This window comes from Keratinibaculum paraultunense (genome assembly GCF_016767175.1).
GTDB lineage: Bacteria > Bacillota > Clostridia > Tissierellales > Tepidimicrobiaceae > Keratinibaculum > Keratinibaculum paraultunense.
The window spans coordinates 1,796,785-1,810,344 of the sequence record NZ_CP068564.1 but is presented as its reverse complement, the minus strand read 5'-3'; the positions used below and the strand labels follow the sequence as shown (position 1 = coordinate 1,810,344).

Here is a 13,560-nt window from a genome sequence, read left to right as displayed (position 1 = left end):
GGGGGAATTTTTTGTGGGCGATTATAAAAAGATGTGGCAAGATTTAAATATGGATATTGAGAAGCATGATATTTTATGTGAAGCTTTACCAGAGCAATTTGGTGATATTTATTTAACTCAAGAAAATAGACCAGAAGCAATGAATTATTTTAATTATGTAGTTGCTGAAATACATGGTGCTAGAATAATGGAACTAGAAAAATATAAAAAAGAAGGTGGCAAAGTAGTAGGAACCTTCTGTGTATTTGTACCTGATGAGGTAATACTTGCGACAAAAGCTATAGGTGTAGGGCTTTGCTCAGGAAGCCAGTTTTGGATTGAAGATGGAGAAAAGATTTTGCCCAGAAATATATGCCCTTTAGTTAAGGCTTTTACAGGAGCTAAAATAGGTCTTACTTGTCCATATTTTCAATCATGCGATATGATTGTAGGAGAAACTACTTGTGATGCTAAGAAAAAGGCTTGGGAGATTATGGATGAATATATACCAGTTCATGTAATGGAACTTCCTCAAATGAAGAGGGAGAAAAATATCAAACAATGGGAAGATGAAATAAGGATATTTATAAATAGAATGGAAGAGTTAACAGGAAATAAAGTAACAATAGAAAGTTTAAAAAAAGGTATTGATATATGTAATGGAAAAAGAAAAGCATTAAAAAGGATGTATGATTTAAGGAAAAATACTCCTTCTCCAATTAGTGGTTTAGATGCATTGTTAGTAAGTCAAGTTGCCTTTTCTGATGATCCAGAAAGATTTATTGAAAAAACAGAAGAACTTTGTGATGAGTTAGAAGAGAGAGTAAAGGAATTAAAGCCTAATGGCAAAAAGAGAATAATGGTAACAGGTACCCCTATGGCTCTTCCAAATTGGAAACTTCATTCAATAGTTGAAGGTTTAAATGCTGAAATAGTTGTGGAAGAAACATGTACAGGAACCAGATATTTTGAGAATGAAGTATCTACTGAAGGGGATACAATTGATGAACTTGTAAGAAATATGGCTGAAAGATATATGGATATAAATTGTGCTTGCTTTACCCCAAATGAAGGTAGGGTAGAAGATATAATTAAATATGTTGATGAGTACAATGTAGATGGAGTAATATACTATAATCTATCTTTCTGTCATACTTATGCAATAGAATATGAAAAAATTGCAAAGGCTCTAAAGGAAGAGGATATACCTTTATTGAAAATAGAAACAGATTATTCTGAAGAAGATACAGGACAAATCAAAACTAGAGTTGAGGCTTTCTTGGAGATGATCTAGTTGGCAAAGCACTATATATTGTTTCCCAATTATAGTCAAGGACTTAAACTAGAAGTATTGTTAAAACAAAATAATATAAAATATGTAATTTCACCAACACCTAGAAAACTCTCAACAAGTTGTGGAATATCAATTATGTATAATAAGAAAGATGAAGAAGTTATAAAGGATATTATTGATAAAAATTCAGTTGAAATAAAAGGACTATTTACTATAGAGTAAAGGATGATAAGTATGAATTATATAGGAATAGACATAGGCTCAACAGCTTCAAAAGTTTCTGTGTTCGAAGATGATGATTTAAAATTAAATATTGTAATGCCAACAGGCTGGAATAGTGTAGAAACTTCCAGTAAAATAAGGGAAAAATTAGTAAAAAAGGGAATAGACATTGAAAATTCAAAAATAATAGCAACAGGTTATGGGCGAGTTTCTGTACCATACGCTCATAAAACCATAACTGAAATTACCTGTCATGGAAAAGGAGCTTATTATTTAGCAAGAGAAAATTTAACGGTAATAGATATTGGCGGACAAGATACAAAGATTATAACTGTTGAGGATGGGAATGTATCCAATTTTACTATGAATGATAAATGTGCTGCTGGGACAGGAAGATTCATAGAGCTTATGGCAAATACATTAAATGTTACTATTGATGAAATGGCAAATATGGTCTTAAGAGGTAAAGACATAAAGATTACAAGTATGTGCACGGTTTTTGCAGAATCTGAAGTGATAAGTCTTATTGGAAGCGGAGCAGATAGAGAGGATATCGCTAGAGGGGTTATGAATTCCATAATAGGACGAATAAAAAGTCTATTAAATAAGCATGGAATTAAAGGAAGTCTATATTTAACAGGAGGATTGTGTGAATTAGAATCTTTTATTCAGTTACTTTCTGAGGAAATTGGAAGTGAAGTAAAAACAAGTCCTCTTGGTAGATATGCTGGCTCTATAGGAGGAGCTTTACTAGCAAAAAACATATAAAGATTAAAAAAGCAAATCAAAACTCATGTGAGTTTTAATTTGCTTTTTTAGTTTGACGGGCATGTCGTATGTCTAAGGTATATTCGTGCAAAAATATCCGCCCTTGGTGCAACATTGGTGCATCTTTTTAAAAAAACTTAAATAGTTTTTTAAAAAGATTGAATTAACTGTATTTTTGCATTATACTTTAATTAATTACATAAGTTTAATGGAGGGGTTCAATGTTTGATTTATTTAAGAAAAAAACTAATGTTCAACAAGAAAATGAAGTTGTGGAAAAACAGAATACTTTAGAAGAAAATTTAAAAAATCAATCTCAACTTAATTTAATTAGACAAAATGAAAAAAAACTACTACATAATTTAGAACTTAAAATAGAAGATTCTGCCAATCAAACGGAAAACTTAATAAATGCTATAGGTGCTATTGCTAATAGAGTAGAAGAACAAGTAAAACATATATATGCAGTAGTGGATGAAATAGGACATTATTCTGCTATGGCAGAGGAACTTCATGCTAGTTCCAGTGATTCTTATGAAACAGCAAGTGGAACTTTAGAGGTAGTAAAAAAGGGCAGTGAATCAGTATATAATACCATTGAATCCATGAATGAAATTAATAAATCTATGTCTGGGGTAATGGATGAGATAAGTAGTTTAAAAGATAGTATTATTCAAATAGAAGATATATTAAACATAATAAGAGATATTGCAAAACAAACTAATCTATTAGCATTAAATGCCAATATAGAAGCAGCAAGGGCAGGAGATGCAGGAAGAGGTTTTGCTGTTGTAGCAGAGGAAGTAAAAAAGTTGGCAGATAGAAGTGCTGAGTCAGCCAATCATATATCGGATATAATAAAGAATATTCAGCAAAATGTAAATACTACCATTGAAGCCATTGAAAATAGCAATAATAAAGTAGTAGAAGGTTCTTCAGTAGCTCAAGAATCGCAAAATGCCTTCGAAGAAATTGAAGCTGCAATAAATGATGTTTTGGGAATAATGAAAGAAATAGCTCAAGCTATATCTGCTCAGACTGAAAGCCTTGAATCCATAGTGCTTTCTACTGACGAAATGGAACATTCTTCAGATAAAGCTATGGCTATGGTAGAAAGTGCAATGATGAATACTCAATTTACAAAAGCAACTTTAAAAGAATTAAAACAAGTAACAATGCTTTTAGATGATATGACTAATAAACTATTGGAGGAAATAGAAATAGAGGAAAAAGAGGAGTCAGTTACTATAAAGCTATCCATTTCATCTCCTCTTCAAACTTTAGATCCAGCTATGTGTAATGTTATGGAAAGCTTAAGATTTTTAAACAATATTCATACTGGTTTACTAACAATTAGTGATACAGGGGATGTACTTCCTTCCATAGCGAAAACATGGTATGTTAAGGATGACAATCTGACTTGGATATTTAATTTAAGAAATGATGCTACATTCCATAATGGGAAAAAGGTCACAGCTTATGATGTAAAATATTCTTTAGAAAGGTTACTATCCCCTAAGTTTAATTCACCAAACGCTTGGTTTATAGATTATATTGAAGGTGCAAAGGATTTTATGACAGGGAAAACCAATGAAGTAAAAGGTATTCAAGTATTAGATGAATATAGATTATCCATTAGATTAGAAAATCCTTTTAATGGATTTCTTCTATTGTTATCTCATGGTTGTTGTGCAGTAATGGATCGAGAAGAGCTTAAAGCTGGGAAATTTATAGGATGCGGTCCTTATATGATAGATAACTATAAGGAGAATGAATATAGATTAGTAGCTAATCCTAATTTTATAGGAGGTAAGCCCTATTGTGATGTAGTTAAAGCTAAAGTTGGAGATAAAGATGCATTAGAGAACTTCTTAAATGGGGAATATGATTTTTATATAGTAGAAAATAAAAAAGATTATGAAACTCTCAAATCCTATGGATTAGGAGACAATATAAAGTTTGTTGATTTAATAGCCACATTTTATATTGGGTTTAAACTAAAAAACACAAGCTCACCTTATGTTCAACCAAGAATTAGGCAAGCTATAAATCATGCTATAAATAAACAAAGGATAATAGATGAACTATTTGGCGGTCTTGCAGTAGAAGCAAAATGTATAATACCTCCTGGATTAATACCTGATGATCATGTAAAAGGTTATGAATATAATCCTCAGAAAGCAAAGAAAATTATAATGGAAGAAGGAATAAACTTAAATAGACCTTTAGTATTTCTTTCAGGAGAAAAACCTCACCCTATGTTGAAATTAGTAGAAGAGGATTTAAATGCTATAGGGATTACATGTAAGTATAAAAAAGTTTCAGATGAAAAACTTACAAGAGCTCAGGAGCTACAAGAAGGTTTTGACATGTATTTTTCTGGGTGGTATGCTGACACATTAGATCCTTCATCTTTTATAAAGCCTTTATTTATGCCAGATGCTCAAACTAACTTAAGTGCTTATGAAAATGAACAGGTAGTAGAGCTTATAGATAGGGCAACTAAAACTACAAATCCTAGAAGAAGAGAAGAGTTGTATATGGAAATTCAGAAGATAATATCAGAAGATGCCCCCAATGTTCCTATACTTCATCCACAAAATGGCGTATGCACTAAAGATGATGTGCATAATGTAAATTTATCATCCTTAGCAATGCTTAAATATGATAATATTATAAAATATGAGTAAATATATTTTATACTAATGTATGCTTAAAAATTCACCATATTTAGGTGATTTTTAAGCATGTTTTTATGCGATAAAAAAGTTTTTTTAGAATAAAAGTTGTTAATTGTTTAACTATTGACTAAATTTATATCTTTGATAAAATTATTAACAATGATACAAAATTTTAATACATTGGAGCGGATAGCTTTACAAGGAGGGGTGTTTATGCATATTGAAGAAATGGAAGGTACAATTGATGGTATTATTGAAACTTATGGTAGAGAAAAATCTTCAATAATCACTATATTACAAGAGGTTCAAGAGAAATACAGATATTTACCAAAAGAGGCTTTGGAATATATAGCTGAAAAAATGGATATTAGTTCCTCAAAATTATTTGGTATTGCTACATTTTATGAGAATTTTTCATTAGAACCAAAGGGTAAGTATGTTATTAAAGTTTGTGATGGTACTGCTTGCCATGTTAGGAATTCTAATCAAATACTAGAAGCATTATACAGGGAATTAGAATTAAATAGTGAAAAACGTACCACTGATGATTTTTTGTTTACAGTTGAAACTGTATCTTGCCTTGGAGCCTGTGGACTTGCACCTGTAGTAAATATTAATGGCAAGGTTTATGGGAATATGACTTTAGAAAAGGCGATTGAGCTTATACAAGAAATAAGGAGGGGTTCTGATGGCAAAAATTAATTGTACTAGCGAACTTAAAGAAATATCTCAAAGATATAAAGGTGCTCTTAAAAAATGCCAAAAACGTGTACTGGTATGTGGGGGAACCGGATGTGTAGCAAACGGTTCTTTAGATATTTATGAGAAATTAAAAGAATTAGTAAGAGAGAAAGGCCTATTAGCAAAGGTGGAATTATGTGAAGAGGATGATGGAATTAGGATAAGAAAGAGTGGATGCCATGGATTTTGTGAAGAAGGACCATTAGTTAGAATTGAGCCTGATAATTTTTTATATATAAGAGTAAAATTAGAAGATTGCGAAGAGATTGTAAATCAAACATTGATAAAAGAACAACCTATTGAAAGACTCATGTATAAATCTAATGGTAAAGTTTTTTATGCTGAAGAAGAGATACCTTTCTATGAATCTCAAACGCGTCTTGTACTAGAGCATTGTGGACATATTGATGCAGAATCAATTGAAGAATATATTGCATATGGTGGTTATCAAGCCCTTGCTAAGGTTTTAGATACAATGACTCCAGAAGAAGTATGTAAAGAGATAACTGATGCAAACCTTAGAGGCAGAGGTGGTGGAGGTTATCCTACTGGAAAGAAGTGGTCACAAGCACTTTCCCAATCAAGTGATATTAAATATGTAATATGTAATGGTGATGAGGGAGATCCAGGTGCATTTATGGATAGATCTATTATGGAAGGAGATCCTCATAATATTATAGAAGGTATGACTATAGCTGCTTATGCAACAGGAGCAACTGAAGGATATATATATGTAAGAGCAGAGTACCCATTAGCTGTAGCAAGGTTGAATGAAGCTATTAAACAGGCTAGAGAATTTGGATTACTTGGGAAAAATATATTAGGTACAGATTTAAATTTTGATATTCATGTAAATAAAGGTGCAGGAGCTTTTGTATGTGGTGAAAGTAGTGCTCTTATTGCCTCCATAGAAGGCGAAAGAGGAATGCCGAAGGTAAGAGTAAAGAGAACTGTAGAAGAAGGACTTTGGGGCAAACCTACTGTTTTAAATAATGTGGAAACTTTTGCTAATGTTCGGCATATAATTATGAATGGTGCTGAATGGTACAAGTCCTATGGCACTAAAAATAGTCCTGGTACTAAAGCTTTTGCGTTGACAGGAAATGTAAATAATACTGGACTTATAGAGGTGCCAATGGGTACAACCCTTAGAGAAATCATATTTAATATAGGCGGAGGAATAAAGGATGGCAAAAAATTTAAAGCTGTTCAAATAGGTGGTCCTTCAGGTGGATGTCTAACAAGGGAACATTTAGATATGCCGTTGGATTTTGATTCTTTAAAAAAAGCTGGGGCTATGATTGGATCAGGTGGAATGGTAGTAATGGATGAAGATACTTGTATAGTAGAAGTTGCTAGATTTTTTATGAATTTTACTCAAAATGAATCTTGTGGGAAATGTGTACCTTGTAGGGAAGGTACTAAAAGGATGCTTGAAATTTTAGAAAAAATTGTTAATGGAAAGGGAACTGTAGAAGATTTAAATTTACTGGAAGAATTAGCAGATACCATAACTAATACTGCTCTTTGTGGACTTGGGAAAACAGCAGCGAATCCGGTAGTTAGTTCATTAAAATATTTTAGGGATGAATACTTAGCTCATGTAGTGGATAAAAAATGTCCTACTGGTACTTGCGAAGGTTTAAAAATAATGAAAATAGTACCTGAATTATGTAGAGGCTGTGGTAAATGTAGATTAATATGCCCTGTGAACGCTATATCTGGTAAAATAAGAGATAAATTCCAGATAGATCCTGATATTTGTATTAAATGTTATTCCTGTATTGAACATTGTGCTTTTTCAGCTATAAAGGAGGTTTAAATTATGGGTACTATGATTATAGATGGCAGAAAAGTAGAATTTGATAAAGAAAAAAATGTATTAGAAGTAGTGAGAAAGGCTGGTATTGACCTGCCAACTTTTTGTTATCATTCAGAATTAAGTATTTTTGGTGCTTGTAGAATGTGTATAGTTGAAGATGTAAATGGAAAAACTTTTGCATCCTGTTCAGAAAGACCAAGGGATGGTATGGAAATATATACAAATACACCAAAGGTACAAAAATATAGGAAAGTAATTCTTGAATTATTATTAGCTGAACATGATAGAGATTGTACAAGTTGCGAAATAACTGGACAATGTGAGCTTCAAAAATTAGCACTTAGATTGAGAATTGAAGAAATTAGATTTAGTGAGATGATTGATAAACTTCCTATAGATAAATCAAGTTTGAGTATTATTAGGAATCCTAATAAATGTATTTTATGTGGAGATTGTGTAAGAGTGTGCGAAGAAGTGCAAGGAGTAGGAGCACTAAGTTTTGCATATAGAGGTTCAAAAATGAGGGTAACACCTGCATTTAACAGAAGTATTGCTGAAGTGGATTGTGTAAATTGTGGACAGTGTAGAACTGTTTGTCCAACAGGAGCAATTGTAATTAAAAATGAAAATGATAAAGTTTGGGAAGTAATTCATGATGAAAAAAAAAGGGTGGTAGCACAAATAGCTCCTGCAGTAAGAGTTGCTTTAGGAGAAGAGTTTGGATTTAAACCAGGAGAAATAACTATAGGGAAAATAGTTGCTGCACTTAAGAGGATTGGATTTGATGAAGTTTATGATACATCTTTTGGGGCAGATATGACAGTAATTGAAGAAAGCAATGAATTTATGGAGAAATTTAAAGAAGGAAAAGGACTTCCATTATTTACTTCTTGTTGTCCAGCATGGGTTAAGTTTGCTGAAAATAAATATCCCGATATGGTAGGAAATATTTCAACTTGTAAATCTCCTCAACAGATGTTTGGCTCAGCATTAAAAGAATATTTTAAAGATAAAGATAAAAGGGAAGGTAAGGAAACTGTAGTTGTATCAATAATGCCTTGTACGGCTAAAAAAGCTGAAGCTGCTAGAGAAGAATTTGAACATGATGGAATTAGAGAAGTTGATATAGTTATAACAACACAGGAATTGGCATTTTTAATAAAAGAAGCAGGTATTATGTTTGAGAAATTAGAAGAAGAATCCTTTGATATGCCTTTTGGGTTGGTAAGTGGTTCAGGAGTAATATTTGGTTCCACTGGTGGAGTTACTGAAGCAGTAATTACAAGACTTTTGAAAGATAAGCCTGATCATACAACTAAGGATATAATGTTTAAAGATGTCCGAGGAATGGAAAATATAAAAGAAGCTATATTTGATGTAGGAGGAATAGAGGTTAGATTAGCAGTAGTACATGGATTGAAAAATGTTAATGAATTGATAAAACAAATAGAGTCTGGAGAAAGAAGCTATCATTTTGTAGAAGTGATGGCTTGCCCAGGAGGATGCATAAGTGGTGGTGGACAACCCGTAGTATACAAAGAAAAAGATGTAAGATCTAGTAGAGCAAATGGATTATATAAGCTTGATAGAATGTCGCAAATTAAGAGTTCTGAAGAAAATCCTTTAGTGGCTTCATTGTTCGAAGGTATATTGAAAGATAGACACGATTTGTTGCATGTTGATAGAAAGTCAAATAAATAATTAATTTAGTAAACTTTATATAATAAGGACAGAAAAATTATTATAATATTATAATTTTCCTGTCCTTATTAATTTTAATTTCATTATAGTTTTATAAGTTTATTATAAGAAAATATAAAATTGATTAAATACATATGCAGATAAGATTGGTATGCAAATTAAAAATATATTTAAATATATAAAAATAATATGATACAATATAATTTGTGTTAGAAATTTTGTTAAAAGTTATGTAATATAGTTATACTAATATGGATTAATTTTTTAGAGATAAAGGACGTGAAAAAGTGACTATTTTATTTGAAGATTTTTTAGAACAATTAGTGACCAATTCTACATTACTTATTACTGTAATATTGACTTTGGGAGTAGTCCTGGTAAATGGTTGGACTGATGCTCCAAATGCAATTGCAACAGCTATTGCTACCCGTTCCATAGGGCCGAGAAGTGCTATAACTATGGCAGCTATATTTAATTTTTTAGGGATATTGATTATGACCATGGTAAACAGTTCTGTCGCTATGACTGTATATAATATGGTAGATTTTGGCGGCGATCCCCATACTGCTCTTGTGGCCCTTTGTGCTGCACTTTTTGCAATCGTTATTTGGGCTACTATGGCTTGGTATTTTGGCATACCTACAAGTGAAAGCCATGCACTTATTGCAGGAATATCTGGTGCTGCTATAGCTCTTCAAGGAGGTTTTTCTGGTATAAATGGTTCTGAATGGGTTAAAGTTATATATGGATTAGTTTTTTCTACCATAATGGGTTTTGGAATGGGATTTATTATTGTGAAATTAGTGGAATTTATATTTAAGGATGTTGACAGAAGAAAAACTACAGGTTTTTTTAAAGGAGCTCAAATATTTGGGAGTGCAGCTATGGCGTTTATGCATGGGGCACAAGATGGGCAAAAGTTTATGGGCGTGTTTATGTTAGGTATTTTCTTAGCAAAAGGGCAAGGTAATGTATCCAATTTTCAAATACCCTTTTGGCTTATGATATTGTGTTCCTTAGTAATGGCATTAGGTACATCTATGGGAGGGTATAGAATAATAAAAGCAGTTGGTATGGATATGGTAAAGTTGGAAAAATATCAAGGGTTTTCAGCTGATCTAGCAGCAGCCCTTTGCTTGCTTTTTTCTTCTATGTTTGGATTGCCTGTTAGTACTACTCATACAAAAACCACAGCTATTATGGGGGTAGGTTCAGCTAGAAGATTATCTTCTGTAAACTGGTCTTTGGTCAAGGAAATGGTTATGACTTGGGTGTTGACTTTTCCTGGCTGCGGTATGATAGGTTTTTTAATGGCTAAACTATTTATGGTACTATTTTAAATTGGAGGAGGATTTATGTGAGACGAAAAAAAGGATATGATTATTATGCTATGTTTATGAGGATGGGACAATATACATATGAAGTGGCTAAAGAATTGGCAGATATAATTGAAAATTTTGATGTGGAAAAACTTCCTCAGGCAATGGAAAGTATGCATAAAAAAGAATATAAAGCTGATACTGAGGTTCATGATATGATGAAAAATCTTGCTAAGGAGTTTGTGCCTCCTATAGAAAGGGAAGATATAATACTATTAGCACAAGAGCTTGATGAAGTTATAGATTCTACAGAAGATATACTGTTAAGGCTTTATATGTATAATATTCGTGAAATACGGGAAGAAGCTATTGAGTTTGCAGATATTATAGTTAGAGGCTGTGAAAAGATTAAAGATATGATGAAAGAGTTTCCCAATTTTAGAAAATCAAATAATATACATGATTTCATAGTAAGTATAAATCAAATAGAAGAAGAAGGAGATAGATTTTATATAAATGCTGTAAGAAATTTATATATAGAGCCTACAGATATTATGGATGTTATAGTTTGGACACGAATTTTCCAAGTATTTGAAGATTGTTGCGATGCGTGTGAAGATGTTGCAGAAACTGTAGAAGGTATTATAATGAAAAATATATAATTTACCAGCTTAGTGTTAGCTTATTTGTTTATTTATGATTATAATATAAGTAAATGTTTTTTAAAAAATGAAGGAGGAAAAACATGAAAAGGAATATACTTAATGTAACATTGTTTTCCCTATTACTCATACTATTAATTTGTTCACAATGCTTTAGTACTTGTTCTTTTGCTGCCAAACCCATTAAATTAATAGTAAATGGGAAAGACATTACTTCTTTTATGAGTTCTATAGTTGAAAGCGGAAGAACATTAGTACCAATTCGATTTGTATCGGAAGAATTGGGAGGAAAAGTTGAATGGAATGGTAATGATAGAATAGTAACTATTAAAATGGATAATAAAGTAGTTAGATTAAAAATAGGGAGTCACCTAGTTTCTTATGAAGATGGAGAAAAAAACTATAGTATAATAGATGTACCACCTAAGATTATAGAAAGTCGTACCTTTGTACCTGTTCGTTTTATAGCAAATGCACTAGGGGTAGGAGTTCAGTGGGATGAATCTACTAGAACCGTTTATATAGATTCCAATATAGAAGGAAATGTAGAACCTTTTTTTGATATAAATATATCCACTTTAAAATCTGGACAAGTTGTAAATGGGAAAACTTTATTGCAAATAGAGATTCCTCAAGATAAATTTAAAGATGCCAAAGAGATAAAATACCTATTATTAGACCCTGAAACATTGGAAGGAAAAGTAATAGCTAGAGGGGAGAATATAGTAGGGAAATATACTTGGCTACCAGATGTAGAGGACAAAGGAGAAAAGATATTAGTAGCAGCTCTCTATAATAAAAATGGTAAATTCATAGGAGGAGATGCCATTTCAGTTATTATGGATATAAAACCTAAGGTTTTACTGACAGGGATAGAAGAAGGCGAAATTCTTGATGATACCATATATATGGGAGCAGATCCTAACTTTTTAGCTTATTATGTAAAATATGAAGTTACAAATTTAGATACAGGAAATACTAAAATTATGGATGAAGATATTCCAGTAGATCCTTATGGAAAATATAAATGGGAACCTAATGTTAAAGAAAATGGCAATTATTCTTTTAAAGTGATTGCATATGACGGCAATGATAAATCTTATGAAAGCAACGAGGTAAAGGCTAAGGTAAATGCAAGCCCTAAATTAGAATTAAAAGGTGTACAAGAAGGACAAGTAATAAATAAACCAGTAAATCTTTTAGCTTCTAGAAATTTTGATGTGTTGGAAACCCAATATATATTAAGGGATCCAAAAACTCATAATGAACAAATACTTGAAAAAAAGGCTTATGGAGGATATAGGTGGTTTCCAGGACCTGAAATATCTGGCGAAAAAGAATTACTAGTTAAAGTTAAAGATACAAAAGGGAAATATTACGAAAGTAAACCTATAAAGGTTAAATTAACAGGGGAACCTAAAGTGCTTTTAGAAGGTGTAGGACCTAATCAAGTATTAAGGGAATCTACTAGTTTAAAAACTATAAGCAATGTTCCACTAGATTATGTAAACTATGTACTCATAAACAAAGAGACAGGCAAGATAAAAACTATAGCAGAAAATAAAAATCCATTAATGGAAGTAGTATATACTCCAGCTAAAGAGGACGAAGGTTATTGGAATATACAAGCCATAGCTAAATATGAAAATAAAGAAATTAAAAGTGAACCAGTTCCAATTAGGGTGTATTTAGGTAAAATATATGAAGCAGTACCTATAATTGAAAAAGATAAATTTTTAAATTTAGCATCAACTCTTGCTCAAGATTCTTGGGAAAAGACTGGTATGTCAGCTGCCCTGCAGGTAGCTCAATCCATTCTTGAAACTGGTTGGGGACAAAAGGTTCCAGTGGATAAATATACTGGAAAGCCTTCATATAATCTATTTGGAATAAAGGGAGAAGGTCCTAATGGTTCAGTTATATACAATACATGGGAAGTATATAATGGCAAAACTTATTATGTAGATGCAAAGTTTAGAGCCTATAATAGTGTTGAGGAAAGCTGGATGGATCATAAGAATCTTTTATTGAATTCTGAAAGGTATAAGCCCTTCAAAGAAGTTATGTATGACAGTGTTCAAGGTGCTTGGGCTCTAAAAAGATCAGGATATGCAACGGATCCTGAATATGCATTAAAACTGATTAGGCTTATAAAGCAACACAATTTACGAAAATTGGACAAGATTAAAATATAGATATGGGTAAATACAAGAAAAAGCTGTTGACGGCATGCCAACAGCTTTTTCTTGTATTTGCCTAACCAATGTAAGGTTTGAAAAACAAGTATATTTAATAGTTTTTTATATATTATCTTGAAGTTAGAATGTAAGCTATGAAATAGCAACATACGAAAATTTTATTAGCTGATTTA

General features: G+C 31.9%; 10 protein-coding genes. All 10 read left to right on the top strand.

Annotation, left to right across the window (positions count from 1 at the left end):
* Positions 1 to 13: 13 nt before the first annotated feature.
* Positions 14 to 1,273, top strand: a complete 1,260-nt coding sequence (locus JL105_RS08785; RefSeq protein ID WP_132027516.1) for a double-cubane-cluster-containing anaerobic reductase — start codon at positions 14 to 16, stop codon at positions 1,271 to 1,273.
* Positions 1,274 to 1,495 carry a putative Se/S carrier protein gene (locus tag JL105_RS08780; RefSeq protein ID WP_132027514.1) on the top strand — a complete coding sequence of 74 codons (222 nt, stop codon included), beginning with the start codon at positions 1,274 to 1,276 and terminating at the stop codon, positions 1,493 to 1,495.
* A 12-nt stretch (positions 1,496 to 1,507) separates the two neighbouring features.
* On the top strand, positions 1,508 to 2,263 hold the full coding sequence (locus JL105_RS08775; RefSeq protein WP_132027512.1) for an acyl-CoA dehydratase activase: 756 nt from the start codon (positions 1,508 to 1,510) through the stop codon (positions 2,261 to 2,263).
* Positions 2,264 to 2,484: 221 nt separating this feature from the next.
* Complete coding sequence (locus JL105_RS08770; RefSeq protein WP_132027510.1) at positions 2,485 to 4,953, top strand: ABC transporter substrate-binding protein; 2,469 nt, start codon at positions 2,485 to 2,487, stop codon at positions 4,951 to 4,953.
* A 204-nt stretch (positions 4,954 to 5,157) separates the two neighbouring features.
* The gene (locus JL105_RS08765; protein WP_132027508.1) at positions 5,158 to 5,646 is read left to right on the top strand and encodes an NADH-quinone oxidoreductase subunit NuoE family protein; all 489 of its coding nucleotides are present in this window, start codon (positions 5,158 to 5,160) and stop codon (positions 5,644 to 5,646) included.
* Positions 5,633 to 7,507, top strand: coding sequence for an NADH-ubiquinone oxidoreductase-F iron-sulfur binding region domain-containing protein (locus JL105_RS08760; RefSeq protein ID WP_132027506.1), 1,875 nt, complete (start codon positions 5,633 to 5,635; stop codon positions 7,505 to 7,507). The genes JL105_RS08765 and JL105_RS08760 overlap by 14 nt, the downstream gene beginning before the upstream one ends.
* Positions 7,508 to 7,510: 3 nt before the next feature.
* Positions 7,511 to 9,208 carry a 2Fe-2S iron-sulfur cluster binding domain-containing protein gene (locus tag JL105_RS08755; protein ID WP_170169636.1) on the top strand — a complete coding sequence of 566 codons (1,698 nt, stop codon included), beginning with the start codon at positions 7,511 to 7,513 and terminating at the stop codon, positions 9,206 to 9,208.
* Between the two features lie 287 nt (positions 9,209 to 9,495).
* Positions 9,496 to 10,548, top strand: a complete 1,053-nt coding sequence (locus tag JL105_RS08750; protein WP_132027501.1) for an inorganic phosphate transporter — start codon at positions 9,496 to 9,498, stop codon at positions 10,546 to 10,548.
* 17 nt (positions 10,549 to 10,565) lie between these two features.
* On the top strand, positions 10,566 to 11,189 hold the full coding sequence (locus JL105_RS08745; protein ID WP_132027499.1) for a DUF47 domain-containing protein: 624 nt from the start codon (positions 10,566 to 10,568) through the stop codon (positions 11,187 to 11,189).
* Between the two features lie 83 nt (positions 11,190 to 11,272).
* Entirely contained in the window at positions 11,273 to 13,384 is a 2,112-nt protein-coding gene (locus tag JL105_RS08740; RefSeq protein ID WP_132027497.1) for a stalk domain-containing protein, read from the top strand.
* Positions 13,385 to 13,560 lie beyond the last annotated feature (176 nt).

Coding starts and splice junctions, on each gene's coding strand:
- JL105_RS08775 (WP_132027512.1), top strand. CDS start 1,508: ATGAATTATATAGGAATAGACATAGGCTCAACAGCTTCAAAAGTTTCT.
- JL105_RS08770 (WP_132027510.1), top strand. CDS start 2,485: ATGTTTGATTTATTTAAGAAAAAAACTAATGTTCAACAAGAAAATGAA.
- JL105_RS08765 (WP_132027508.1), top strand. CDS start 5,158: ATGCATATTGAAGAAATGGAAGGTACAATTGATGGTATTATTGAAACT.
- JL105_RS08760 (WP_132027506.1), top strand. CDS start 5,633: ATGGCAAAAATTAATTGTACTAGCGAACTTAAAGAAATATCTCAAAGA.
- JL105_RS08755 (WP_170169636.1), top strand. CDS start 7,511: ATGGGTACTATGATTATAGATGGCAGAAAAGTAGAATTTGATAAAGAA.
- JL105_RS08740 (WP_132027497.1), top strand. CDS start 11,273: ATGAAAAGGAATATACTTAATGTAACATTGTTTTCCCTATTACTCATA.